The organism is Allosaccharopolyspora coralli (assembly GCF_009664835.1).
Lineage (GTDB): Bacteria > Actinomycetota > Actinomycetes > Mycobacteriales > Pseudonocardiaceae > Allosaccharopolyspora > Allosaccharopolyspora coralli.
In genome coordinates this window covers 2328993-2353893 of sequence record NZ_CP045929.1, presented here as the reverse complement: position 1 = coordinate 2353893, position 24901 = coordinate 2328993, and the positions used below count along the sequence as shown (strand labels likewise).

The following is a 24901-nucleotide window of genomic DNA, read 5'->3' as shown; positions in this document are numbered from 1 at the left end:
GCACAGCGTGATCGTCACGCAGCATGGGCGACCACAGCACGCGCAGGCAAGGTTCCAACTGTGGGGTGGCCGCGCCGGCTACGGTGGTCAGGACCGTGGTCGTGATCGGCGCTGCCACTGGATCGATCATTGCGATCGCGACGAAGGCTGCCGCCGAGATCAGGCCAGAGGCGATGAGGGTTGGGGGGTTGTCGGGTGCGGTCGATCAGGCGTCCCAGCAGTGGGCCGCCTATGGCGGAGCTGGCCGCATAGATCGCCGAGAGGACCCCGGCGAGGGTGTAGGTGCCGCCGTGGGCGCGCACGGTCAGCAGGATCGCCAGTGCGGCCATGCCGGTGGGTAGCCGGCCCACTAACGATGCCGATAGCAGGCGGGGCACGTAGGGGCTGGTCAAGATCTCGCGGATGGGCGCAAGCCGCGACGAGATCGTGGCCACGATGGTTCCTCCAGCGGGTCGACTCGGGCAGCGGCAGCTTAGGTCACTCGATCCGGCTGCCGGTAAGGCTGATCATTCTAGTGATCATTGGCCGTTGTGCTGTGGGCGTTTGGCTCCCCGAATGATGGCGTGCAGGGCGGCCGCGACACCGTGGCTGTCCTGGGAGGGCAGCACGTACGTGGCGTGAGCAAAGACCGTGGGGTGGGCATTGCCCATAGCTAGGGGTACGCCTGCGGCCTGCAGCATGGGGATGTCGTTGGGCATGTCTCCGATCGCGGCGCACCGGCCGAGACTGTATCCGCGGCCGGCGGCTGCGGTTTGCAAAGCTGAGCCCTTGTGCACTCCGGGGGCGGTGAGTTCGACGAATTCCGATCCGGAATAGGATAGCTCAGCCGACACTCCGGCTTGACTGATAATAGTGATCGCGTAATCGCGGCCGTCGGGGTGCCAGGCCACGATTTTCTGCACAGGATCGGATGTCCTGTGGCGGGCTACTGCCTGCTCGACACAGCCTGTGGGTTCCATGTGCCAGGACCGGGCCAGATCCTCGGGAAAGTCCACGTCAAGGGCACACACGTCGTCGTCGACAACACCGAGGCGCAGGCCGCTGCTGCAGCGGCGCAGTTTCGACACGAGTTGGTGCGCCCAGGCAGGCGTAAAGCCGTCGCGACGGAGCACGGTGCCGGTGTGGGCATCCCAGGTTGCGGCGCCATTGGAGGCGACGAGTTCGATATCGAGGTTGTATTGGCGGGCAAGATCGCGGCATTCCCGAACAGGCCGGCCGGTGATGATGACGACGTCGACACCGATCTGGGTGGTCAGATCGATCGCCGCCTGCGTTGTTGCGGTCATTTGGCGCTGGCTGTTGAGTGAGGTCCCGTCGAGATCGATCCCGATGAGGTCTATTCCCGGGATCTCGTCGGGAACTGCGCATCGCAGTCTCATACGGCTTTGAGCCGGTCGAAGCCGGTCACGGGCATGTTCGGCAGCCGGGACGGACGAATCTCGAGTTCACCGACCACGAGATCCGGCGGGCTTTGCAGTACCCATAGCACCGCCTCGGCCACAGACTGGGTGGTCAGCTTGGTTGTCGAGTTATCCTCGGGGAGGTTGGCGATGCCCCCGGGGTTGAGCAGCGTGGTCCGCACACCTCGGGGCCGTTCTTCCAAAAGCAGCACCTCGACTAACGCCTTGAGTGCAGCCTTGGTCGTACAGTAGGCCGCGCCGCCTTCGAAGAAGTACGTGGCGGCATGACTGCCGATGACGGCGATCCTGCCCGCACAGCAGCGCAGCAGAGGTAGGGTCCGCTGGATCAGGGTGAACGTTGAACACAGGTTGACTTCCACCGCTTCACGCCAGTCCTGCGGTGGCAGGTCGGCCACCTGTCCGAGGCTGCGGACCGCAGAGTTGGCAACGACGGCATCGATGCGGTCGAACTCCTCTAGCAGTGCGGAGCAGGCCTTCTCGACGCTATCGTGATCGTCCAGGTGGCACTCAACGTGTCGTACCCGTGAGTCCGGGCATGGCTGCCGGCTCATGGCCACCACGGTGTAACCGGAGTCGGCGAGTATGGTTGCGATGGCCTGTCCCACGCCGCGGTTCGCGCCGGTCACGACTGCCACAGGTCGGTCGTCGCAGTATCCCCCGGTCATGAGACACGCTCGATCAGCTGTTGCCAAGCCTGCCGGATCTGGGCGCCGTCCGCGCCGTGTCGGAACAGGTCCTTGTCCCACGAGTGCCCGTCGGGGCCTTTCAGGCGCATGCAGTCGGGCGAGATCTCGGAGATGATCGAGTAGCCGCCCGCGTCCTGGCCGATGACCAGACAGAAGTCCCAGAGGTCCAGCGGAGCCAGCCGTTCGGTGAGCACTGTGTTGCAGCGTAGGGCGATGTCTTTCAGCTCGACGACCGGCACACCGAGTTCGGCGAGGTAGTCCTCGCCGATCGGTTGGTCTTCGGGATCGATCCGATAGTCGAACTTCACCACCGGGCGCGAAAACCGGTGGCCTTCGTCGAAGAGGCCAGGGTACTTCTTCGTCGTGGATCCGGTGGCCACGTTCTTGACGATGACCTCGAACGGGGATGCCGGTCGGTATTCGGCCAGGTAACGCAGCTTGTCCAGGCGTCGTACGAAGGCCGTGCGCACCCCGGCAGCTTCGATCCAGTCGGCTACGGTCTCGTAGAAGTCCAAGCGCAGCTCGGCGGTGCCGTCCACGAGCTCGTCACGCTCGTAGGTGTAGCTGCGCAGGCTCGGAACAAGCTCGGTGACGCATCGTGATTCTCCGACCATCCAGAGCTTCTTACTGCGCCCTTCGACGTCGGGAGACTGTTGGACGAGCTGGGACAGGGTTTCCGGCGACAGCCGCTCGACGGTGTCGGTTCCGTGGTCGCTGGTCTGGTTCATGGTCGTCTTCCTCATTGTCGTTGTGCGCCGTACTCGGGGCGGATCTGGACATCGAGGGCGAGCAGTTTTTCGTCGTCGACGCGGGCGGTGACCTCAGCCGGTCCCGTGATCTGCATCAGGCCTGGGTCATGTCGCAGGGGCAGCCACAGCCAGCACTGGTCGATGTCGAGTACCGGTGTGCCCAGTTCTACCGCCTGGGGCGACCGGTATCCGACGGGAGGACCGCAGCTCGGGATGCGTCGTGCCAGAGCCCAGGGAAGGACGAAGACGTCCAGGGCGTGCACCGCACCAGCAGTACCGAGTAGCACGCACGCGTGGGCCAGGAACGTGAGCTCAGCGACCGGGCCCACCGGTGTTTGCCTCTTCAGGTGGTGCTGCACCCGAGTCGAGGACAGCAGTCCGGTCACAGCGCCCCGGCCTTACGCCGGTGCAGGATGAACGCGCGGGCGTTCCACCCGTAGGAGAAGAAGTCGGTCCGGGTGAACTGCCCGCCGTCATCGATGACTTCGCGGATCGCTCGTCGTTGGCCGAAATTCTCGTCGGCGCGGTTGCAGTTGTAGTCGTCGCACAACAGGACGCATCCCTCGGCCACGTCGCAGGTGGTCAGAACCGTCTCCAGTGCATACCGACTCGAGGCGTACAGATCGCAGTCGAGGTGTACGAGAGCGATGGGATCGCGCGGCAGTGACTTCGGTAAGGTCTGCTCGTAGAAGCCGGTGATCACTCTCGCTCTCTCGGAACCGAGCATGCCGGTGAGCATCTCGTGCACCGCCGCTGCGGTGCCTGGCGGAGGAGACCCGGCGCCGGGCGCCCAGGTACCGGTATAGGTGACCTCGTAGCTGGTATGATCCACAGCCGAGGGGCTCGTCGGGAACGCCTCGAACGAGTCGAAGCACCATAATCGCCTCGAGGGTACTACCCTGAAACGGGGACGGTTCCCGAAGTCTCTCAGCAGCCGGGCCAGAAGTGCTGCGCTGAACCCCTTGTAGGTACCGAACTCGAGGATGTCACCGGCGATGTGGTTCGAGTACAAAAACTCGAATACCCGCCGAAACGCGTCATCGTAGAGCCGCTGACCACGAATCGGATCCTCGACGTAGTCCGGCGATTCTGTGCCAATCCCCTCAGGCGGCGCGTCCTTTGCGTGATCCGTTGTCGATGACATGGATACACCTCTCCGGGAGGCCATACGTCAATTCTGGAACAATACCATCTCTCGGCTATTGTTTGTTGGCTGTGGCGATAACATTCAAGCACATTCGGATCATCACTGATTCCTCAGATGTGCCCAAGCGCGCCAGTCGTCGCAGTGTGTTCTCATCGGCCCAGGCCCAGTTAATGAACTTGTCACGCTCCAGGACAGGGCGGCTCAGGTCACCTGCTGCTTCGGCGACCACGTCGATCTCACGGCGTGTGATGCCGTCGTTGCCGCACCAGTCAAAATGCGAGACGGCCCGATGGACCCGCGTCAGGTCCCAGCCGGTTTCTTCTTCGACCTCGCGCGCGAGCGCCTGGTGCAGCGTCTCACCGGGTTCAACGTGCCCGCCGACGATGTCCCAGCACCCGGGGAAGTGGCGTACATGCCAGCTGCGCTGCTGGATGTACGCCCGCCCTTTCCCGTCGAGGATCACGGCGCCAACGACATACTGCAGCCGCGGATCCCGGGATTGCTCGGACAACACTGCTGGCGGAACCTGCTCCCGAGCAAACTCAGTCATGCCCTACCGCTCCCCTGGGGTCAGGCCACCGAGGTGGCCGCGGAGGCCGACGACGGCTTGAGCTCACTGAGTGCTTGATCGCACAGCTGTGAGCCGGTGAGCGCATCGGTGATTCCCGGAAACTGTGCCGAGCTTCGGTCCAGGCACGTGGCCACGAACGCTTCGAGCTCGGGGCCGAACCCGCTTCGATCCCAGCCGTGGTCGAGGGGCTTTTGCCCGAACAGCTGCGTCCCGGCCGGCATACCGGCATCGCGGGAGAGTACCACGCTCTCCAACGACGGTGCGGCGTAAACACTTCCGTCACTGGCATGCACCGCGGCGTTGACCTGGAAGCGCTGGGTCTGGTTGCCCACGCGTAGCATCGAGTGCGAACCGTCAGCGTGGTGCAGTCCGACCACGGCCAGGAATCGATCGGGGTCACTGGTCGGAAGGGAGTGCCCGTCGACCCGTTCCACCGGGCTGGGGATGAACCACTGGGCGAGGTCGAAAGCGTGCACGCCGTTCTGCCGTATCCACGACTCGACCGTGGTATCCACACCCCACTGCGGTGCGGAGGGATGTCGACTGCAGAATTCGATCTGCAGCCAGCAGGGGGACTCGCGTGCGGAGACGGTGGCCTCATGCAACTGGCGCAGCGCCGCCGCGTACCGGAAATTGAACCCGACCTGCAGGTGCACATCCGGCATCTTGCCGGCGACCTCGGACAACCGGCGCAAGCTTGGGGTCGAGGGACCCGCGGGCTTCTCAACGAAGCAGTGGATCCTGTGCTGGAGGAGTTGCTCGGCGATCTCGGCCGACGGCTCGGGAGGCACGGCGACGATCGCAGCATCGATCGCAGCCAGGTCGACGTCCTCAATGGTGGAGGCAGTGGCGTGCGCGCCGGTCAAGGCCTGCACGTAGCAGGCCTGCTCGGCGTCGGGGTCGACGCAGACCACGGGTTGATAGTCACGCGATCCGCGCTGCAGGAACGGCAGAAGGTTCTTCTGCATCTGCTTCCCGCAACCGATCAGGGCCAGTCGTAGCGGCAGTGTCACTTCCCTATCCCTCCTGTTGTCGTCAACCACTGCGTGAATGCCTTCGCCGAACGCCGGGTGAGCTCGTCCCAGTCGTTGTCGCGGTGAGCACCGCACACGAACGACGGATGCCCCTCGAGCAACAGGATTCCGGCGTCAGTGAACGAGTCCAGCAAGGCGTCGCGGCTCGCACGGTCGCCCAACAGCCGTTCGGCGTAGGTCAGCTCGAACATCGCGCCGCCCATCACCGGCTGAGCCGACACGAGCGTTTCCGCACCAGCTTCTCGCGCCGCGGCCGCGATGCACGACGCCACCTGGGAACCGACCGCGCCCAACTCGGCCCAGCCGTCGGCGAACTCTCCGCGCGGGGTTTCGAGCTCGTCGAGCGTGGCCAGGGCGGCATACACCGCCAGCATCTCCTTGGAAAACGTTCCACTGAGCCTGGATTTCTCAGCGGTCGCCAGGTGTTCGGTGGATCCGACGAGCATGCTCAACGGAGCGCCGTTGGCCAGCGCCTTGCCGATGACGATGAGATCCGTGTCGATGCCGTGGTCGGCCGCGTAGCCCAGGCGGGAGATCCGCCCCCCGGTTTTCGTTTCGTCGAACACGGTGAGCAGACCGGCATTGCGGGCGAGGTCGACCGCACGGCGCATCAGCTCCGGCGTGGTCATCGACGCCTGGTAAGCGTCGATGACCAGGCAGCCCACCGTCGAACGGTGAGTGTCGATGAGCTCTTCCAGCGTCTCCAGCGACAGATCGTGCCAGTTCAACACCGGCTCGCTGTCGCCCACACCTCGCATGTTCTCGGTGTATTTCTGCTTGTACCGCAGCGGCGAGGCCAATGGATCGTGCCACTTCAACGAGTCGGCGATCTGCGCGTCGTGCCATCCGATGAAACCGCAGCGGATGACGCCACGCCGCTCCGTTTCGATCGCAGCGAGACGCAGTGCGGCAGTGACAGCCTCGGAGGCGGTCTTGAAAAAGGCCCCGCGCCTACCGGGCTGGTCGGCCAGCAAACGGTCGAGGTACTCCTCGTGGAAAGAGGTGTAGCCCGGCATCATCACGCCGTTGGTCAGCGACTCGGCCACCGCCCGGGTGAACGACGTCGTGTTGTGTCCGAGGACGACCGGTCCGTACCCCATGACGAAGTCGAGATACGTCGTACCGTCGGTCGCCTGAACTTCGCCACCGTGACCATGATGGAAGACAAGCTGACCACTCTCGGTTTTGAATTTCTTGGTAATCTTTGAATGAACGGTTCGCTTTTCGCTCGTATGTCCTGACGGGGCCACGCTTCTCCTCTTGTCTCGATTGTCCGTAAAATCACGGACGCCATCACCCAGACCCAGTAGTTCGTACATCACAAACGTAGGTGTCGCTCATTAACGAACCCAACCTCCGATCGTGTGCCACGCTAACCCGGGATGATCACCGCGGGTGATTTTGCCTGTTGAGCTGCCTACCGCTGGGAAACTGTGAAGACTTGCCCTGCTGTTAACGTGATGTTCGTTTAGCTGATTACTGGATGACCCGCAGCGGCGAATATGGCAACGTGAGTAGTCATGAATGTCGACTCCTCCGATATGAAGCTCGTGGCGCTGCTTGCGGACGCCGCTGACACGATCACGACCTCCCGCGTAGGTACCGAGAACCTTCGTGTCGAGCGCAAACCCGACCGGACTCCGGTCAGTGATGCCGACATCGCCGTCGAGGACGAGATACGGACGATTCTGGCGCGGGAACGCCCCGACGACACCGTCGTCGGGGAGGAAGGCGGTGGTGCCGTCACGACGGGACGCACCTGGATGATCGACCCGATCGACGGAACGAAAGCGTTCCTGCGCGGGCTGCCAGTCTGGGCAACCCTGGTGGCCCTGCTCGACAGAGGTCAGCCGGTAGCAGGAGCGGTGAGTGCTCCCATGCTGGGCCGACGGTGGTGGGCCGGGCGTGGACACGGTGCCTACGTTCGTGGTCAGGACAACCGGGACAGCCAGATGACGGTCTCGGCGGTGTCGCAGTTGGACGATGCCATCGTGTCAAGCTCGCACCTGGGCACCTGGCCCGAATTCCACAACCGAGAGTCTTACCTCGCGCTGGTCGATGCGTGCTGGGAGGACCGTGCCTATGGCGATTTCTGGTCACACTGCCTGGTCGCCGAGGGAGCGCTCGACCTTGCAGCCGACCCGATTGTCAATGCCTGGGACGTGGCCCCACTGAAGATCATCGTGGAAGAAGCGGGCGGCCGGTTCACGGACCTGTCCGGGTCGAACACCATTGATGGCGGCAACGCGCTGTCGTCGAACGCACTGCTCCACGAGTCGGCTCTGAGGCTGCTCGCGCGGTGAACACCACACCCGCCACGACACAAGATTAGGATCCACATGGGGCATCCCTACCGCGACTGCTTCGCACAACCCCACACGAAATACCTGCTTGCGACGAACCTCCTCGGGCGGCTTCAGAACGGGATGGGACCGTTGTCGATCGCCTTGTTCCTGCGCAGCGAGCACCTGCCGTATGCACAGGTCGGGCTACTGGTGGGCCTGTTCGCCGTCGCCACCGCCATCGGCGGGCCCCTCTTGGGCCGCCTGGTGGACAAGCATGGTCAGACCAGCGTGTTGATCGCATCGGCGTTCGGGTCAGCAGCTGGATTCGTGTTCCTAACACTGGGATCGGCCTCCCCGCTCCTCGCGGCCGGCGCCGTCATCCTGGCCGGATCGTTGACGCCACCGCTCGAGCCTTGCCTGCGGAGCCTGTGGGAAAAACTACTTGGACAGCAACGGCTCGTCGCCGCCGCATACTCGCTGGACGCCTCCTTGCAGCAGATCGTGTACGTCGTCGGGCCCCTGCTCGTGGTGGTGATCGCGGCGGCCACCTCGCCGGCCCTGGCCTTGTGGTGCGTGAGCGGTGCCACGCTCGTCGGCACCCTGTTGTTCGTGCGCGCACGTCCGGTTCGACAGTGGCAGCCCAGCCACGTCGAAGCCCGTTCCTGGGTCGGCCCGCTGCGTTCGGGGGAACTGCGCAAGACCCTGCTCAGTCTCGGGGGCGTCGGATTCGCCCTGGGGGTCTTCAGCCTTGCCACCGTGATGGTCGCCGAAGCGAACGCAGCCTCCGGAAACATGTCGGGGCTGTTTCTGGGGGCCCACGCTGCGGGCGCGCTCATCGGAGGGCTCATCTATGGCTCTCGGACGTGGCCTGCTAGCCCCGGAGCGCAACTGCCGGTACTTTTCGCCGGCTTGGCCTTCTGCTACCTACCTCTGCTGACAGTGCCCGCTCCCGCACTCATGATCGTGTTCATGGGCATGGCCGGGCTCTTCCTCTCACCCGTGCTGGCCTGCGGATTCGTGATCATCGGCGAGGTGGCGCCCGAAGGAACCAAAACCGAAGCGTTCGCCTGGGTTGTCACGATCACCCTTATCGGCAACTCGCTCGGCTCTGCAACCAGCGGTGCAGTTCAGAGCGCCGGGCTGACAGCCGTCTTCGCCCTACCCTTGGCCGCGGCTATAACAGGACTTGTCATCTCCCTGACCGTGCGCTCCGAGAACACGTCGGGACTCGTGCGCGACCGTTGACAGGTCAACCACGCCCAATCTGGCGTACCGCCCGTGACCCCCGCAGCACTCTGCGTTCCCGTTTGTCAGTGGCCTCGATCAAGGAGTTTTGTCTACCGGATAATGGCCGATTATCCGGTAGACTGCTCCACAACGAGGATCGGTGACCAGCGCGGAAGCCGCACCGCCGACAGCGCGACTCGTGCACGTTATCCGGTAGGTCGATCGGGACGGATGTGGTGATGGCGGTGACCGTCACAAGCCTGGAGAGTCGACACCGCGGTACAGCGATCAAGAAGGCGGTGGGCGGGCCGACCGTCGGCGCCGCCATCGACGCCTTCCTCGACACCCCGAAGATCAAGGACAACCCGAACACGCTGCGCGCCTACGCAGGCGTACTCGACCGAGTTGCCGATCAGCTCGGTACAGACCGCGCCCTGGCCGAGGTCGCCGACACCGAGATCGACAATGCGCTCACGGAACTGTGGGGCAAGATCAAACCGGCAACCTGGAACCGCAACCGCGCTGCGGTCGGCTCCTGGCTGGCCTGGTGTGCCGACAAGAAGAACTGGGCCACCCCGGCACTGCCGGCAACAGTGGAGCGGCAGCGAGAGAACAACGACGACACCCAGGCCGTCTCGCGGTCCCGGATCGACCGGCTCTGCCGTCGGCGGGACGTGCCGCTGCGGGAAAAGACGCTGTGGCGAATGCGCTACGAGTCCGCCTCCCGTACCAGCGCGGTGCTCGCGCTGAACATCCAGGATCTGGGCCTGCCCAATAAGCAGGCCAAGATCACCACCAAGGGTGGGGACATCATGTGGATCACCTGGGGCACCGACACCGCGCACCTGCTTCCCAGGCTCATCGCTGGCCGCGAGCGCGGCCCGTTGTTCCTGTCCGAACACCGGCCCGGCTCGTACCGCCGCGCCACCACCGACCTGCGCGACATCTGCCCCGAAACCGGTCGTGTCCGCCTCGGCTACGACCGCGCCCGCGTCCTGCTCGCCCACTACGGCGACGGGCTGCGGCTGCACCAACTTCGCCACTCCTCGGCCACTCACCTCGGCGAGGCCAACGTCATCATGGCCAAGACCGGGTACAAGAGCCTGCGTTCGGTGCAGCGCTACGTCAAACCCGGCCTCGCCGCCGTCCACCAAGCTACCGAAACCCTGTCCAGTCCCCGCCGTCGCGGGTAGGGCTTCTACCAGCGTTTATGCGGGCGCGCGGCCCCTTTCTGTCGTATTCCGGCCGTCCCCCGAGACGGACGGTGCCGAGCGTCTCGTTCCAGTACCGGTCGAAGGCTTGCACGTCGGCCGGCCACAGTGACCGTGGAACCGGCAACGTCGTCCCCAGTGGCGCGGCCGAGGTGTAGATCGCGTCGCGTCGCGCGTGGGGCAGCGCTCGGCGATGTCGTCGAGCGGGTCCTCGAAGTCGCCACGCTCGTCGAGGTGGTCACTGCTGCATCGTGGCCGCCAACGCGGTGACGGGGTCGCGATCCGGCCGCGTCACGGGCCACCACTGGTTCTCCTGCCACCGGTATCCGAACCAGCGGCCGTCGCGGTGGCATCGCAGCTGCACGGTCTCCGAGGTCCACTGGTTGTCCTGAACCCTCGGATCGGCGAGCCCGTCCTCGATGGCCGCGTCCGCCAACTCGGTGCAGGCCCGCACCCACCATGGTGCTTGTGGTGTCCAGGTGTCCTCCAGGACGTCGAGTCCACCCTCACCGCCGAGTTCCCATGCGCGCACCGCTCTGGGCAGATCGCATTCGTTCCGGGCCGCGGCCTGCCATCGGCCCAAATCGTCCGGGAACTGCGCGGCAAGGCGCACCAGGTCGCCGTCACGGTCGACGTCGGCGGGGTCGGCGAGCAGTTCCCGTGCTCGGTGCGCGGCGTGGGTGGCCAAGCGGCGCAGAGCTGCCGCTTCGATGGTGGCGGTGTCGTAGACGACCAGCGGGTGCGCCGGTTCGGCAGGAGCGACGGGATCGGGTGGGAGCACGTCGGTGTCGGCGGAGAACGCCTCCGCGGCGTCGTCGTCACGTGCGGCGGTCGCCGGTTCGGAGGCGCGCGGGGTGTGCTGCCACTGCCGGAGTAGCTCCGTGCGTGCGCGGCCGCGTATCAGCAACAGCACGAACGGGTCGGCATCGAGCAGCCACGCCACCTGATAGGCCAGTGCGGCGGCGTGCCGGCACGGGTGTTCCCAGCCCGGGCAGTCGCAGTCCGGGTCGAGGTCGCCGATCTCCGGCATCAGCGCGGGACCTGCGTCGCGGGCGGAGTCGACTAGTTCGGCCGGCAGTTCGCCGTCGAGTAGCGCCGCGACATGTCCGGCCGACCGAGCCACGACGTCGTGCACACGCGTCCAGTCCCGGTCGAGAAGGGGCGCCCACCGCAGCACAGCACGAAAAGTACCGTCCGGAGCGTCCACAGTGGCTGCCGCGTGACCCGGACCGACGGCGATCGGGCCGACTGTTCCACTGCGGGCGATACGGCGTCCGGCCGTCAGCTCCTGTTGATCGAGCGAAGCCTGTTCCAGCGAGTCGATCCAGTCGCGGCCCCACCAGGTCCGCGCGAGGTTCTTGCTGCGCGAACGCACCGGGGCGAATGGGGTGAACACTTGCGCGTCGTCGCTCACACGGCACCTCGCAGGTCGACGAGTTCGGCCAGTTGATCGTCGGAGAGTTCGGTCAGGGCCGCCTCGCCACCGGAGAGGACGGCTTCGGCGAGGTCTCGTTTGCCGCGCAGCATCTCGTCGATGTGGTCCTCCACGGTTCCCTCTGCGATCAGTCGGTGCACCTGCACGGGACGGTCCTGACCGATCCGGTGTGCCCGGTCGGTGGCCTGGTCCTCCACGGCGGGGTTCCACCATCGGTCGAGGTGCACGACGTGGTCGGCGCGGGTGAGGTTGAGTCCGGTGCCTGCCGCCTTCAACGACAGCAGGAAAACCGGGATCTGTCCGGCTTGGAACCGGCGCACCATCGCCTCACGCCGGGCGAGGGGCGTGCCGCCGTGCAGGAGCTCGGTGGTGTGTCCGCGAGCCTGCAGGTGGCGGCGGAGCAGACGCGCCATCGTGACGTACTGGGTGAACACGAGCATGGCGCCGTCCTCGGCGACGACGGTGTCGACGAGCTCGTCGAGCAGGTCGAGCTTGCCGGAACGCCCCCGCAGCTCGCGGTCGTCGCCGAGGTACTGCGCCGGGTGATTGCAGATCTGTTTGAGCGCGGTGAACAGCTTCATCACCAAGCCGCGACGGGCCATGCCGTCGGAGGCGCGGATCTGCTGCATCGTCTCGCGCACCACCGCCTCGTAGAGTCCGATCTGTTCGGGCGTGAGCGCCAACGGATGGTCGGTTTCGGTCTTGGGTGGCAGTTCCGGGGCGATGCCCGGGTCGGTCTTGCGTCGCCGCAGCAGGAACGGACCGGTCAGCTGGGTGAGCCGACGGGTGACCTCCGGGTCTCGGTCGACCTCGACGGGCTCGATGTAGCGGGCGCGGAACTGCGCGAGTGTGCCGAGCAGACCGGGGGTGGCCCAGTCCAGCAGCGCCCAGAGTTCGGTGAGGTTGTTCTCCACCGGCGTGCCGGTCAACGCCACCCGGGCGGCGGCGGGGATTCGCCGCAGGGCGCGCGCGGTGGCCGCTGCGGGGTTCTTGGCGTGCTGTGCCTCGTCCGCGACGACGAGATCCCATGGCACTCGTGCGAGTGAGTCGGCGTCGAGGCGCATCGTGCCGTAGGTGGTGAGCACCACCCCGTCCTCGACATCGTCGACGCTGCGGTGGGGACCGTGGAACCGGCGCACCGGCGTGCCGGGTGCGAAGCGGTGCAGTTCGCGTTCCCAGTTTCCCAGCACCGAGGCCGGGCACACGACCAACATCGGCCCGCCCGCCTGGCGGCGGCGGTGCAAATACAGGGCGACGAGCGTGATCGTCTTTCCGAGGCCCATGTCGTCGGCCAGGCAGCACCCCAATCCGAGGTCGGTCATCCGCACCAACCAACGAAGCCCGTGCAGCTGGTAGTCGCGCAGGTCCGCCGTCAGCTCCGGCGGCTGGTCGACCGGTTCCCGATCGGCGGACTCGGCCAGTCGTTCGCGCACCCGTTCTCGCCAGTCACTGCCCGCGAGGGGTTCGGCAGCGCCCGCCACGTGCACGGTGCCGGTCAACGCCGCGGCGACGGCCTGTGCGGGGGACAGCGGCGCGAGGGTGCGGTGCGCGGCTTTGGCCGCGATGTCCGGGTCCACGAGGACCCACTGGTCACGGAGCCGCACCACGCGTTGATGCGTGGCGGCGAGCGTGTCCAGTTCGTTGGCGGTGAGGTCGTGGTCGTCGATCCGCAGGTGCCAACTCGCCGTCACGGACTCGTCGGCTCGCAACGACCCGTGCACATCGGTCGGTGTGGACAGCCGCACCCCGGCCGTGACCGACGCGGTGAGTTCACGCGGCCAGTGCACCTCGACGCCCGCCTGGCCGAGCCGGTCGGCTGCACCGGTGAACAGGTCCTCGACCTCGTCCGGGTCCGCGGTGACCGGTTCCGGGGCCGCGGCCCGCAGTGCCCGCCGCAGCGGATCCCATGCGCGTGCGGCGCGTTGCAGTGCCCGCATGGTCTCGATCCGGTCCTGCGCGGTCCACCGGCCGTCGGCGTCGTAGTAGACCTCGGCGGCCTCGGCGAGTTGAGTGGGATCGGCAAGGGACTGCACCTGCGGCGCGGCCCGCCACGGTGTGCTCGGATCGTCGGCCCACTCGTGGACACCACCGGGGATCTCCAGCCGCACGGACACCCGCACGCCGGATTCCGGCTCCATCGCCTGCGCCCACTCCCGCAGCTGCGGAACCGGTGTGGCCTCCGAGCAGGCGAACGCGGCGGTGCCGGTGAGCAGCTCCGCGGCCGGGGTACGGGGCAGCGTGTCGATCACGGCGTCGACGAACTCGAGCACCAACGTGCGTGCGCGCGGCACCCGTAGCGGTTCCCGGGTCACCGGGATCGCCCGTGCCTCGGCAGGCATGGCGGCCGCGAGCGCGTCGATCCGTTCGAGGTCTTCGGCGTCCCACGGTCCCGGTCGCCACACGTCGACGTCCTCGTTGGACACTCCGGGGCGCAGACGTCCGCGCGCGGCCATGTGCAGCGCGGCGGCGGCCACGGCACCCCAGAAGGCCGCGGCCGGATGCGCTCGAGCCTCGTGGCGGGCGCGCAGCAGCACCGGCAAGGCCTGCGCGATCGGCAGCCACGCCACCGCGACGTCCTGGACGCCGACTCCGTGGTCGGTGGCGGTCACCCGCGGCAGTGTCGCGGTGTGGCCCACGTCCGAGGGGGGATCTGTGAAGGCGACACGGCCGTGACGCGGGGGAGCAGCGGAGGCAAACAGTGCCGCACAGCCGAGCAAGCGATCCGTGTTCACCGGGGACAGCACCGTCATGGGCGGGCGGCACTCCTTCGTGTTTGAGGCCGGAAACGGTCGATCACCGGCTGCGTCGACCGGCCGACCAGCGTACCGTACGGTGTACGAAAGTGCTACTTGGTACGGTCACGTCCACGATGACAGCGGACTCACACCCCCGGAGCGGGAACGCCCCCGGGGCCCCTGCCGCCCCCGCACCGCCCGCCGGACGCAGCGGCGACCCCGAACGCGCACTGCGGGTGCTCTGGCGCACCGACGAACGCGCCAGCCGCAAGAACAAGCCGGAACTGCACGTCGATCGCATCGTGGGCACCGGCATCGCCCTGGCCGACGCCCACGGCCTCGACGCGCTGTCGATGCGCCGCGTGGCCACCGAACTCGGCGTCGGCACCATGTCGCTCTACACCTACGTGCCCGGCAAGGACGAGCTACTCGAAGCGATGCTCGACGCTGCCTACGCCGAGACCGCCGGGCCCGAGCGAGCCGACGGCGGATGGCGCGCACACCTCGAGGACGTGGCCCGCGAGAACCTCGCCCTGTACCAGCGGCATCCGTGGGTGCTGCGGCTGGTCACCGGCCGGCCTGTGCTCGGGCCGGGTGAGCTCGCCAAGTACGACCACGAGATCCGCGGCCTGGACGGCATCGGGCTCACCGACGTCGAGATGGACGCGGTACTGACCCTCGTCCTCGGCCACGTCCAGAGCGTCGCGCGCGTCGATCTCGACGCCCGGCAGTCGGTGACCAGCAGCGGCGAAAGCGACGCGCAGTGGTGGGACGCGCGTGCTCCCCTGCTGGAGACGTTCTTCGACAGCGCGCGCTATCCGGTGGCCGCTCGCGTCGGACAGGCTGTCGGCGAAGCCCACGGCGCGGCACAGAGCGCCGCGTACGCCTTCGAGTTCGGGCTGCACCGCATCCTCGACGGAGTCGAGACGCTCCTGCACTCCCGTCGCTAGACCGCTCTCCTCCGAGCGAACGGCACGTTCGCCTCGTCTCGTGGGGCGAAAGTGCCGTTCGCCCCATCGGTTGCGGGAGTCTCAGTCGAAGAACTTGCGGGCCCGGACCTCGGCGCGCCGATACCGCAGCCGCCAACCGGCGGCCGTGCGGACGATCTCGTCGTGGTAGTCGCCCGTGACCGGCGGGCCCTCGTTCGGGAAACCGACGAACTTGCTGTGCGCGTGCACGAGCCCGTCGGCTTCCTCCCGCAGCGTCGTGTTGGTGGTGACGTGCGCGTACATGTTGCGCCCTTTGAACGTCGCCACGATGTCGGCGACACCGTGCAACACCCTGCCGTCGGACCCGCCGGTCTCGAACACCACATCGGTGGTGAACACGTCCTCGGCGCGGTCCCAATCGTGATCGTCGACGACGTGCCCGTAGTCGGCGAGCGTCTGGTGGATCGCGATGTGGTCGTCGGCAGTGAGCATGGTCGAACCCCGCACGTCGTCGAGAGTGGGACCCCACGAGCTGTGTCCCGTCCGGTACCGGCCGCGAGTCTATCCGCGCCTGAGCGCCTCCACAGTGGAACGTTCGCCCACGGCAAAGCCCGTTGAACCGAGGCTCATGCGCGCGCACCATCGGTCCATGGCGCGCGCACAGCGGGACAGCATCACACTGCAGGACGGACGTCGGTTGGCCTGGCACGAGTTCGGCGCACCCGACGGGGTGCCCTGTGTCTACACCCCGGGCACACCCGCCTCAGGGCTCGCCGGAGGCCTCTACCACGCACCAGCGCGGGAAGCCGACGTGCGGTGGATCTCCGTGGACAAGCCCGGCTGCGGTCACTCCGACCGGGACCCGCACCGCAGCCTTCCCGGCTACGCCGCCGACATCGCCGAACTGCTCGACCACCTCGGGTTCGAGCGGGTCGTCGCGGCAGGGGAGTCCGGCGGCGGCCCGCACACCCTCGCCGTGGCCCATTGCATTCCCGACCGGCTCCACGCAACAGTCGTGGTCGCGGGACTGGGACCGGCCCAAGATCCGAGCGTGCGCGCCGGGATGAAACGGGACAACCGCGTGCTCATCACCCTCGCGCAACGGGCCCCGTGGCTTCTGCGGCTGCAGATGCGGATGCTTGCCCGCCAGGTGCGCACGCGTCCGCAGCGCTGGGCAGAGTCGATGCGCGGTCGTCTGCCCGACCCGGACCAGCGGGCATGGCCGCTGGTCGCACACCTGCTGGTCCCGGCGGCCCGCGAGGCACTGCAGGACGGAGGGCGCAGCGCCGCCGACGAACTCGTGATGTTCACACGGCCATGGGGATTCGACCTCGCCGACGTCGCGACACCCGTGCACCTGTGGCACGGCACCGAGGACGCGAACGTGCCCATCGCAGTGGCCGAGGCCATGCGTGACGCGTTGCCGCACGTCGACACGCGTTTCGTCGACGGCGAGGGCCACAGCCTCGGCGCGCTCGTGCGTGACGACCTCGCCGCACTCGTCCGCGACGTGACCCCCTGAACGCCGCGAGCGTCCCAACGGCCCGGCGCAGCTAGAGCCACGCGAGAGCGGCGACGACCAGGGCCTCGGTCCCGGTGGTCAGGGTCGGTTGGATCACCGGTGCGAAGTCGCCCGAGTGGTTGGCCGGGATCTCCTGGTCCACAAGCCCCGCCGCCGCGGCGCGGTCGAACACGTCCGGATCGATACCTCCGATGCCCCAGTACGTGTAGGCGACGGCGAATGCGTCGGCGAGCTCGCTGAAGTCCTCGCTGGCGGCCCACTGGCCCAATGCGCCCGCGCGGTCGCCGAAGAAGCCGGTGAAGGCCTCGGCGACCCGCCGGGTGGCGGCCGGGTCGTTGTCGGTGACCGGGAACCGCTCGAAGAGCTCGAAGGACGGTTCCCGGGGCGAGTTCGACGCCTGGCATTCGGCGCGGGTGATTCGTTCGATCGCTTCGAGCGCGGACGCACGGGTCTGATCGCTGTACGTGCGCAGGTTGAGCTGGATCTCGGCCTGATCGGGGATGATGTTGCTCTTGGTTCCCGATTGGATGCTGCCGACGGTGAGCACGCTCGGCTCGCCGGGTGCGATCTCGCGGGCCACCACGGTCTGCAGCCGGACGACGATCATGGCGGCGAGCACGACGGGATCGATCGCCGACTGCGGCATCGACCCGTGAGCCCCGCGTCCGTACACGACGATGCGCGTGCTGTCGGCGGCCGCCAACGTCGGACCGGATTGGGTGGCGACCCGACCGGCCGCCATCGGCAGGACGTGCTGGCCGAGTGCGACGTCCGGTCGCGGCACGAGTTCAGTCAGACCGTCGTCGACCATTGTCCGGGCGCCGTCGGCGACTTCCTCCGCCGGCTAGAACACCGCGAGCACCGTGCCGGTCCACTGCCCGGTGCTCGCGGCCAACAGTTGTGCGGCCCCGAGAAGGCACGTGACGTGCACGTCGTGCCCACACGCGTGCATGACCGGTGTCTCGTCGGTGACGACGGTGCTGGCGTAGGACAGCCCGCTCGTTTCGCGGACGGGCAGTGCGTCCATGTCCGCACGCAACAGCACCGTCGGCCCGTCTCCGTTGTGCAGGACACCGACGACGCCGGTGCCGCCCACGCCCTCGTGGACCTGGTAGCCACATTCGTCGAGTCGCCGCGAGACGGCCGAGGCGGTGCGGTGTTCCTGGTGCGAGAGCTCCGGATGAGAGTGCAGGTCCCGGTAGAACTGCTCCTGCCAGTCTCGGATGCCGTCCAGGTCGGCCAGCACGGCCGACGCACGCGAATCGCCCTGCATTCTTCTCCCGTCGAACGGTCGAACCGTGCGGACCCGGTCGGTGGCCGAGCCGGGCCGAGAGCCATGGTGCGTCTGATCGTGGCGTCCCGCACTGCAGCGCGACGGGACCTGCCGAAAGCGGAACTCGCGACATACCGTTCGGGAGGACACCGAATCACACGAGAGGCAGCCGGATGGAGATCCTGCGGTACGCGGCGTTCACCCGCGACGGCCACGGCGGCAATCCGGCAGGGATCGTGCTGGACGCCGCCGACCTCGACGACGCCGCGATGCTGGCGGCCGCCGCCCAGATCGGGTATTCCGAGACGGCGTTCCTCACGCCGATACCGGACCCGGACGGGGCGTTGCCGCTGCGGTACTTCAGCCCGAAAGCCGAGGTCGCCTTCTGCGGGCACGCCACGATCGCCACGGCCGTCGCGCGCGCCGAACGCGTCGGCACCGGAACACTCACCTTCCGCACACCCGCCGGTGCCATCGACGTCACCACGAACACCGGTGACGACGGTGTGCTGCGTGCGACGCTCACCAGCGTCCCCACGACCGTCCGGCCTCTGCCCGGGGACGACCTCACCCGGCTGCTGACCGCCTTGCGGCTGACGCCCGCCGACCTCGATCCAGCGTGGCCGCCGCGAGTGGCCAACGCCGGTAACGACCACCCGGTGCTCGTCCTCGCCGAGCGCCGCGCCCTCGCCGAGCTCGACTACAACTACGACCTGTTGGACACGCTGATGGCCCAGCACGCGTGGACGACCGTGCAGATCGTCTGCGAGGACACCTCGCACCGCTGGCGCGCTCGCGACCCCTTCCCGCCTGGTGGGGTGCGCGAGGACCCCGCCACCGGGGCGGCCGCCGCGGCGTTCGGTGCCTACCTGCGTGAACTCGGCGACCTGACCGAAGCCGAGCGCCTCACCGTGTGGCAGGGCGAGGACATGGGTGCCGCGTCCGAGCTTCTCGTGCAGCTCGCCCCGGATGATCGGGTCAGCGTCACCGGAGCCGCCCGCCCAATCCCTGCCTGACCCAGCCACGTCACCAGCGCGTGAGCCTTTTTGGTGGCTATAGGCACCAAAAAGGCTCACGCCCTGTCGGCCACAACCGGCCTCGTGGTCCTCGGCGAGTAAGACCGCAGCGTGCGCGACGAGGTGGTGATGCTTCTCTCGCTCCTGTAACCAGCGGTCATGGCCGGACAAGGGCCGGACGGTGTGTCGCGATCCCGGTAGCCTCCCGGGATGTCTTCCATGAACGACCCGGTCCAGCGGGCCTGATCGTCATCGGCGGTCTTCCTGCTGCCGGCAAGACCACGATCGCCCAGAGGTTGACCCGGGACCTGCGCGCCGCCTAGGTGCGCGTGGACAGCATCGAAACCGCGATCCGCCGCGCGGAAGGGGCGGCGGAACCGTCCAACGGTTGGGATTCGCCGCCCGGGTACGAAGTCGGCTACGGCGTGGCGAGCGACCAGTTGCGCAACGGCCTCGACGTGGTGGCGGAGTCGGTGAACCCCCTCCAGGAGAGTCGCGATGCGTGGCGCGACGCAGGACTTCGCACCGGCGCCCGTGTCGTCGAGGTCGAGATCCTCTGCTCCGACGTGGCCGAACATCGTCGGCGAGCCGAGGAACGGACGGTTGACGTTCCCGGGCTCACCAAGCCGACCTGGGAACAGATCACCAGCCGCGACTACACACCCTGGACTCGGGACCGGGTCGTCATCGATACCGCCACCCTCGACCCCGACGACGCCGTACAGCACCTCCGGGCAGCCACGGAAACATGAGCACGGACGCGATGCCTGCGCTCCACCAAGACGAGCGCGGCGTTCACTCCCGGATACAGAACGCGTGAGCCTCTTTGGTGGCTATAGCAACCAAAAAGACTCACGCCCCTGTCGGCCACAACCGGATCTCGTGCTCGGCGGTGAGGGAGGCCGCAGCGTGCACGAAGGCCCCGGCAGGCATCGGATCGAGTTTCCGGCCGTCTCGTAGCCGCACCGCCACGGACTCAGCGACGGCCTCTTTCGGGCCGATCACGGCCTGATACGGCACGAGACGCGCCGTGCGGATTCTCGCGCCGAGGCTGCCCTGTTCCGAGACCTCGGCCCGCAGCCCGGCCCGCACGCAGCGATCCGCGAACCGGTACGCCGCCGACGCTTCCGACTCGGAGACCGGCAGCGCCAACACCTGCACCGGCGCCAACCACGGCGGCAACGCCCCACCATGCACTTCCAGCAGGTGCGCCACCATGCGCTCGATGCTGCCGACGATCGCACGATGCACCATCACCGGCCGGTGACGTGCCCCATCGGCACCGACGTAGTGCAGGTCGAAACGGCGTGGCTGGTGAAAATCGACCTGCACGGTGGACAAGGTCCATTCCCGCCCCGCACTGTCCCGAACCTGCACGTCGATCTTCGGCCCGTAGAACGCCGCCTCGCCCTCGGCCACCTCGAAGTCCACACCGGACTCGACGAGGGCGTCGCGCAGCACGGCGTTCGCCCGCTGCCACATCGCGGCGTCCGCGACGAACTTGCCGCTCGCATCCGGCAGCGACAACCGATAGGCCGCGGCTTCGATGCCCATCGCCGCGTAAGCCTCCCGGATCAGCCCCAGACACGCCCGCACCTCACCGGCGACCTGGTCGAGCGCGCAGAACACGTGGCCGTCGTTGAGCTGCATCGCCCGCACCCGCCTCAATCCACTCACGACACCGGAACGTTCCGCGCGGAACATGGCGCCCAACTCCGCGAACCGCACCGGCAGTTCGCGGTAGCTACGCGACCGTGAGCGGTAGAGCACCGCGTGATGCGGGCACAGACTCGGCCGCAACACCAGCTCCTCGCCCCCGACCCGCATGGGCGGGAACATGTCGTCGCGGTAGTGCTGCTCGTGCCCCGACCGCTCGTAGAGTGCGCGTTTGCCCAGCACTGGCGACGACACGTGCCGATAGCCCGCCTGTCGTTCGCGGTCCCGGACGAACTCCTCCACGGCACGTTTGAGGTCGTCACCGGCCGGCAGCCAGTACGGCAGACCGGCACCGATCTGCGGGTCGGTGCCGAACAACTCGAGCTCGCGGCCGAGCTTGCGGTGGTCGTGCATCACACGCTCCTTCCAGCAGGGGAGCGAGGCACGACACGAGAGGAACCCGGGGCACTCGCCCCGGGCTCAGGTGAATCAGACAAGCGTCAGCGCGCCGGGACCGTCTCCGGCGTCGTCGTCTCCACAGCACGCTGCATGCCCGGACCGTAGCAAGCCGCCCCGCACCGTGTCCGCTGATTTTTCCCGCCTCTGGATGCGTGTCCGGGTCAGAACAGCCACAACGCCAGTGGGATCGTCAGGATCAGCGACAGCACGACCCGCTCGAACCAGATCACCACGAGCTGTGTGATCGAGATGGGAATGCGGGTGGCCGCGATACACGGCACCAAGGCGGAGAAGAACACGATCTGGGACACCGACACCACCGCGACGACGAACTTCACGGCCATTGGCGCACCGGCCGCCAGCAGCGACGGCAGGAACATCTCCACGATCCCGACCGCGGTGGCCTGCGCGAGCAGCATCGGCTCCGGCGACTGCAGCGCCCACGTCACCGGGTAGAACACGTAGCCGAGCCACTCGAACACCGGCGTGTAGGTCGCCAGCACCAGACCCAGCAGCCCGATCGACAGGATCGACGGCACGATCGCGATCGTCATGAGCACACCGTCGCGCACGCTGGCACCCACGTTGCGGACCAGCGACGGAGCGCCCGCCACCGTGCGGCGAGCCTCCTGCCACGCCAGCCGGACCCGTCCGCGTCGCAGCGGCTCCTGTCGCTGCGGGACCGTGCCGTCCACGTAGCGGTCGGCAATGGACGACAGCGGCCACATCCGCACGGTCACCGCTGTCACGACGAACGTCACCGCCAACGCGGTCCAGAAGTACAGGTTCCAGAACTGCATCATGTCCAGCGTCGTCGCGACGACCACCATGAACGTCGCCGACACCGTGGAGAACCCCGTCGCGATGATGGCCGCCTCACGACCGGTGTACTTGCCCTCCTGATACACCCGGTTCGTGATGAGCAGCCCGAGCGAGTAGCTGCCCACGAACGAGGCGACCGCGTCGATGGCCGAACGACCCGGCGTCCTCCACACCGGACGCATCACACCCTGCACCAGCACGCCGATGAACTCGAGCAGTCCGTAACCCACCAACAGGGCCAGAAACACCGCCCCCAGCGGCACCAGCACCGCCACCGGAACGACCAGCTTGTTCAACAGGAACGGACCCATGTCCGGCGCGAACAGCCACCCCGGCCCGACGCCGAAAACGAGCATCACACCCACGACGAGCCCGACGAGCTTGAACGCCGAGAACACGAGATCCACGCGCGAACGCCGCCATGTGCCCGTGACCATCGGATGCAGGGCCCCTGCCAGGATCAACGCGAGCGCGTAGTAGGGGAGCAGGCCAGGAACCACCGCCTGCAGCCCGGTGACCATGTGATCCAGCAGGATCGAACTCTCGCCACCGATCTCGATCGGCACGAAGAACACGAACGCGCCGATCGCGCTGTAGACCACGAACTTCCACATGGGGGCCGCGATCGAGCCGTGCGTGGACGTCTCAAGGTCCTGTTGGCGCTCCGTCACCGTGTCCTCCGCTCTCCGGGTGCGTCGAGGTCCGCAGACCGTGGCACGCCGCGCGGTACCGGTGGAACGCATCACACGCCGGAACTGTCTCGTATCCCAGACGATGAGCCGTCGGTTCGTCTGCCGGGCTTCACAACACCGGTGCGAGTTCCGTCTGCGCCCAAGCGGCCAGCGTGGTCGGAGTCGTCGTTCGCACACTGCGCTTGTTCTCCGGCACGAATCCGCCGCTCAGTCCTTCGGACATGCCCGCAACCGCCTCGACCTGCTTCGCACTCAGGCCGGCGCCGTGCAGCCCCGCCCGAAACTCGTGCTGCGCCAGGTGGGCGGGCGTCACGCTGCGATCGAGCACGCGCGTGAGAATCGCGGCGACCTGGCGAAAGGTGAGATCGGCAGGCCCGTGCACGGCCTGGACGACGCGCCCCGTCCAGCGATCCGCGAGGAGTCGCGCGGCCGCGACGTCGCCGATATCGCGCGGATCGACCCACGGCATCGCATGGTCCAGCGGCCACGGCGTACCCAGGACTCCCGCACGCAGCCCATCCAGTTCCATGAGCAAGTTCGAGAAGAAGTAGCCGCAGCGCAGATGCACCACACTCGCACCGGTGGCGTCCAGCAATTCCTCGGTGCGGCCGAGGCCGTCGATGTCCCCGGCTCCAGATCGCTTCTCCGCCCCGAGACTGCTCAGGAACACGGTTCGGGGAATGCCGTTGTCGACCACGGCCCGCGCCGCGTTGGCTCCCAGGTGTGCGTGTGCGGCCACCGGGTCGTCGTCCTGCGTAGCCGGATTCACCCAGAACAGACTGTCGGCGCCGCGCGTACCGCGCACCACGGATTCGGCGTCGGTGAGATCGCTCTGCACGACATCGACTTCGGCTCTGATCGCCGCGTCAAGTGTGTTCGGGTCTCGCAGTAGCACTCTCGGGCGCACCCCGGCTTGCACCAGCAGCCGGACCACTCGCGACCCCACTCGTCCGGTGGGAGTGGTAACCACGATCATTCGATCCTCCTGACACCCGCAGCACTCAGGAGGAGAGTGTGCGCCGGGGGACCGACAGAGCAGCGGCGAACCCGCGCGCCGTGAGGGCCATGCCTGGATGAATGGCACCGTCACGATGGCGGGGACGAGCGATTTTCGCCTGGGTCGAGCACTCGAGTCCCGCCGTTCGACTCGCCGGCGGGTACGGCAGCGTGCGGCGTCGGGCCATGCCCCGCGCAACCCGGACACGACCCTCCGCGTGGGCAGGAGCGAATAAGGCATCGCCGGTGGCCAGGCGCGCCGCGACCACGTCACGGGTTGGACCGTCGGGGGCGTAGGCGGTGGGTAGGACGAAAGGGTCGATCATGCCAAGCTCACGATGCCTCGCGCGCCGCGGTCACTTCGTCGAGGGTGAGCCGCTGCCCTGGGGTGACCGGTAGGGGCCACACAGTCGTCTCGCCGGTCAACCTGGGCGACCTCGGTGAGCGGGTTGACGACAAGCGCCGACAACGACTCTCGGAGCGAAACCGCTCCGCGCCGTGACCGACGACGCCAGCTAACGAGGCGTGGGAGCCCTGCCGGGTGCCAGAGCCGACCAGGGCGGATTGCTCCAGAGCTGCGGGGAGGTTGGGGCTTGGCGCCTTTGGGCCTATAGGGCGGAATTCGGGTAACGGCCAGCCCGATCAGCATGCGACACTCTGCGAATGATCCGGGTGACGTTCCTCTATCCGAAGACCGACGAGTCGACATTTGACATGGACTACTACACGTCGACGCACATGCCGATGCTCGCCGCCGCGCTCGGCGACGACTGTCAGGGCTGGGGTGCCGACCGGATCACCAGCGGCCCGTACGAGTCGATCGGGTGGGCGCTCGTGTCTAGCGCCGAAGCGTTCGGCGCGGCGATGGCCGAGAAGGGCGCCGAGATCAGGGCTGATGTCGCCAATTACACCAACGTGCGCCCCGACGTGGTCATGGGAGACGTTGTCAGATAGGGGCGAGGAATGCGCGGAGCTCCGGCTCGCGGCAAACGGGCAGAGGCCCCTCCTGCCGACCTGCCCCAACCTCGCTCATGA

Annotated in this window: 25 protein-coding genes and 1 pseudogene; 8 read left to right on the top strand and 18 right to left on the bottom strand. The window is 67.4% G+C overall.

What is annotated here, in order from left to right; translation table 11 throughout:
- Positions 1-14: 14 nt before the first annotated feature.
- The 9 genes from GIY23_RS22645 to GIY23_RS11135 all read right to left on the bottom strand — a co-directional run bounded on the left by GIY23_RS22645 (position 15) and on the right by GIY23_RS11135 (position 6858).
- Complete coding sequence (locus tag GIY23_RS22645; protein ID WP_187352101.1) at positions 15-434, bottom strand: hypothetical protein; 420 nt, start codon at positions 432-434, stop codon at positions 15-17.
- Positions 435-518: 84 nt separating this feature from the next.
- Complete coding sequence (locus tag GIY23_RS11170; RefSeq protein ID WP_154076589.1) at positions 519-1379, bottom strand: Cof-type HAD-IIB family hydrolase; 861 nt, start codon at positions 1377-1379, stop codon at positions 519-521.
- Positions 1376-2056: an SDR family oxidoreductase gene (locus GIY23_RS11165; RefSeq protein WP_187352100.1), complete on the bottom strand. Its 681-nt coding sequence runs from the start codon at positions 2054-2056 to the stop codon at positions 1376-1378. Before GIY23_RS11165 ends, GIY23_RS11170 begins: the two co-directional genes overlap by 4 nt.
- A gap of 26 nt (positions 2057-2082) precedes the next feature.
- Positions 2083-2835 carry a phosphoribosylaminoimidazolesuccinocarboxamide synthase gene (locus GIY23_RS11160; protein WP_154076587.1) on the bottom strand — a complete coding sequence of 251 codons (753 nt, stop codon included), beginning with the start codon at positions 2833-2835 and terminating at the stop codon, positions 2083-2085.
- Positions 2836-2846: 11 nt separating this feature from the next.
- Entirely contained in the window at positions 2847-3185 is a 339-nt protein-coding gene (locus tag GIY23_RS11155; RefSeq protein WP_154076586.1) for a hypothetical protein, read from the bottom strand.
- A gap of 53 nt (positions 3186-3238) precedes the next feature.
- Positions 3239-4024 (bottom strand): TylF/MycF/NovP-related O-methyltransferase, encoded by a 786-nt coding sequence (locus GIY23_RS11150; RefSeq protein ID WP_154076585.1) that lies wholly within the window; start codon positions 4022-4024, stop codon positions 3239-3241.
- A 31-nt stretch (positions 4025-4055) separates the two neighbouring features.
- Positions 4056-4553 (bottom strand): NUDIX domain-containing protein, encoded by a 498-nt coding sequence (locus GIY23_RS11145; RefSeq protein ID WP_154076584.1) that lies wholly within the window; start codon positions 4551-4553, stop codon positions 4056-4058.
- A gap of 20 nt (positions 4554-4573) precedes the next feature.
- Complete coding sequence (locus GIY23_RS11140; protein WP_228717661.1) at positions 4574-5587, bottom strand: Gfo/Idh/MocA family protein; 1014 nt, start codon at positions 5585-5587, stop codon at positions 4574-4576.
- Positions 5584-6858, bottom strand: a complete 1275-nt coding sequence (locus GIY23_RS11135) for an aminotransferase class III-fold pyridoxal phosphate-dependent enzyme (RefSeq protein ID WP_187352099.1) — start codon at positions 6856-6858, stop codon at positions 5584-5586. The genes GIY23_RS11140 and GIY23_RS11135 overlap by 4 nt, the downstream gene beginning before the upstream one ends.
- A 270-nt stretch (positions 6859-7128) precedes the next feature.
- On the opposite strand from GIY23_RS11135, the gene GIY23_RS11130 reads away from it, so the two are divergent.
- The 3 genes from GIY23_RS11130 (at position 7129) to GIY23_RS11120 (ending at position 10313) form a co-directional block, all read left to right on the top strand.
- Positions 7129-7911: an inositol monophosphatase family protein gene (locus tag GIY23_RS11130; protein WP_154076581.1), complete on the top strand. Its 783-nt coding sequence runs from the start codon at positions 7129-7131 to the stop codon at positions 7909-7911.
- A gap of 36 nt (positions 7912-7947) precedes the next feature.
- The gene (locus GIY23_RS11125; RefSeq protein WP_154076580.1) at positions 7948-9138 is read left to right on the top strand and encodes an MFS transporter; all 1191 of its coding nucleotides are present in this window, start codon (positions 7948-7950) and stop codon (positions 9136-9138) included.
- A 227-nt stretch (positions 9139-9365) separates the two neighbouring features.
- Positions 9366-10313: a tyrosine-type recombinase/integrase gene (locus tag GIY23_RS11120; RefSeq protein ID WP_228717660.1), complete on the top strand. Its 948-nt coding sequence runs from the start codon at positions 9366-9368 to the stop codon at positions 10311-10313.
- Here the strand turns inward: GIY23_RS11120 and GIY23_RS23400 are convergent.
- From GIY23_RS23400 to GIY23_RS11105, 3 genes and pseudogenes are all read right to left on the bottom strand, one after another.
- Positions 10276-10521: pseudogene (locus tag GIY23_RS23400) on the bottom strand (oxygenase MpaB family protein); the annotation flags it as partial. The gene GIY23_RS11120 and the pseudogene GIY23_RS23400 sit on opposite strands and share 38 nt — an antisense overlap.
- A gap of 48 nt (positions 10522-10569) precedes the next feature.
- Positions 10570-11745, bottom strand: a complete 1176-nt coding sequence (locus tag GIY23_RS11110; RefSeq protein ID WP_154076579.1) for an SWIM zinc finger family protein — start codon at positions 11743-11745, stop codon at positions 10570-10572.
- Positions 11742-14516 (bottom strand): DEAD/DEAH box helicase, encoded by a 2775-nt coding sequence (locus GIY23_RS11105; RefSeq protein ID WP_154076578.1) that lies wholly within the window; start codon positions 14514-14516, stop codon positions 11742-11744. The genes GIY23_RS11110 and GIY23_RS11105 overlap by 4 nt, the downstream gene beginning before the upstream one ends.
- Positions 14517-14635: 119 nt before the next feature.
- Between GIY23_RS11105 and GIY23_RS11100 the strand changes: the two genes are divergently transcribed.
- The gene (locus GIY23_RS11100) at positions 14636-15451 is read left to right on the top strand and encodes a TetR/AcrR family transcriptional regulator (protein ID WP_154076577.1); all 816 of its coding nucleotides are present in this window, start codon (positions 14636-14638) and stop codon (positions 15449-15451) included.
- Positions 15452-15532: 81 nt separating this feature from the next.
- On the opposite strand, the gene GIY23_RS11095 is transcribed toward GIY23_RS11100, so the two are convergent.
- Positions 15533-15937 (bottom strand): nuclear transport factor 2 family protein, encoded by a 405-nt coding sequence (locus GIY23_RS11095; protein WP_187352098.1) that lies wholly within the window; start codon positions 15935-15937, stop codon positions 15533-15535.
- Positions 15938-16079: 142 nt separating this feature from the next.
- On the opposite strand from GIY23_RS11095, the gene GIY23_RS11090 reads away from it, so the two are divergent.
- Positions 16080-16952 carry an alpha/beta fold hydrolase gene (locus GIY23_RS11090; RefSeq protein ID WP_187352097.1) on the top strand — a complete coding sequence of 291 codons (873 nt, stop codon included), beginning with the start codon at positions 16080-16082 and terminating at the stop codon, positions 16950-16952.
- A gap of 31 nt (positions 16953-16983) precedes the next feature.
- On the opposite strand, the gene GIY23_RS23300 is transcribed toward GIY23_RS11090, so the two are convergent.
- Positions 16984-17736, bottom strand: a complete 753-nt coding sequence (locus tag GIY23_RS23300; protein WP_323847495.1) for a peptidase dimerization domain-containing protein — start codon at positions 17734-17736, stop codon at positions 16984-16986.
- Between the two features lie 60 nt (positions 17737-17796).
- A complete protein-coding gene (locus GIY23_RS23295) occupies positions 17797-18225 on the bottom strand; it encodes a M20/M25/M40 family metallo-hydrolase (RefSeq protein WP_323847494.1) in 429 nt (142 codons plus the stop codon).
- A 173-nt stretch (positions 18226-18398) separates the two neighbouring features.
- On the opposite strand from GIY23_RS23295, the gene GIY23_RS11080 reads away from it, so the two are divergent.
- Together GIY23_RS11080 and GIY23_RS11075 are read left to right on the top strand one after the other, a co-directional pair.
- Positions 18399-19241, top strand: coding sequence for a PhzF family phenazine biosynthesis protein (locus tag GIY23_RS11080; protein WP_154076574.1), 843 nt, complete (start codon positions 18399-18401; stop codon positions 19239-19241).
- Positions 19242-19570: 329 nt separating this feature from the next.
- Positions 19571-19993 carry an AAA family ATPase gene (locus GIY23_RS11075; protein ID WP_222850284.1) on the top strand — a complete coding sequence of 141 codons (423 nt, stop codon included), beginning with the start codon at positions 19571-19573 and terminating at the stop codon, positions 19991-19993.
- 100 nt (positions 19994-20093) lie between these two features.
- Here the strand turns inward: GIY23_RS11075 and thrS are convergent, their stop codons facing one another.
- The 3 genes from thrS to GIY23_RS11060 form a co-directional block, all read right to left on the bottom strand.
- Positions 20094-21311, bottom strand: a complete 1218-nt coding sequence (thrS, locus tag GIY23_RS11070) for a threonine--tRNA ligase (RefSeq protein WP_154076573.1) — start codon at positions 21309-21311, stop codon at positions 20094-20096.
- A gap of 206 nt (positions 21312-21517) precedes the next feature.
- Positions 21518-22849 (bottom strand): YjiH family protein, encoded by a 1332-nt coding sequence (locus GIY23_RS11065; RefSeq protein ID WP_222850283.1) that lies wholly within the window; start codon positions 22847-22849, stop codon positions 21518-21520.
- Between the two features lie 130 nt (positions 22850-22979).
- Entirely contained in the window at positions 22980-23846 is an 867-nt protein-coding gene (locus GIY23_RS11060) for an NmrA family NAD(P)-binding protein (protein WP_154076572.1), read from the bottom strand.
- A 683-nt stretch (positions 23847-24529) separates the two neighbouring features.
- Between GIY23_RS11060 and GIY23_RS11055 the strand changes: the two genes are divergently transcribed.
- Positions 24530-24820, top strand: coding sequence for an EthD family reductase (locus tag GIY23_RS11055; RefSeq protein WP_154076571.1), 291 nt, complete (start codon positions 24530-24532; stop codon positions 24818-24820).
- Positions 24821-24901: the final 81 nt, after the last annotated feature.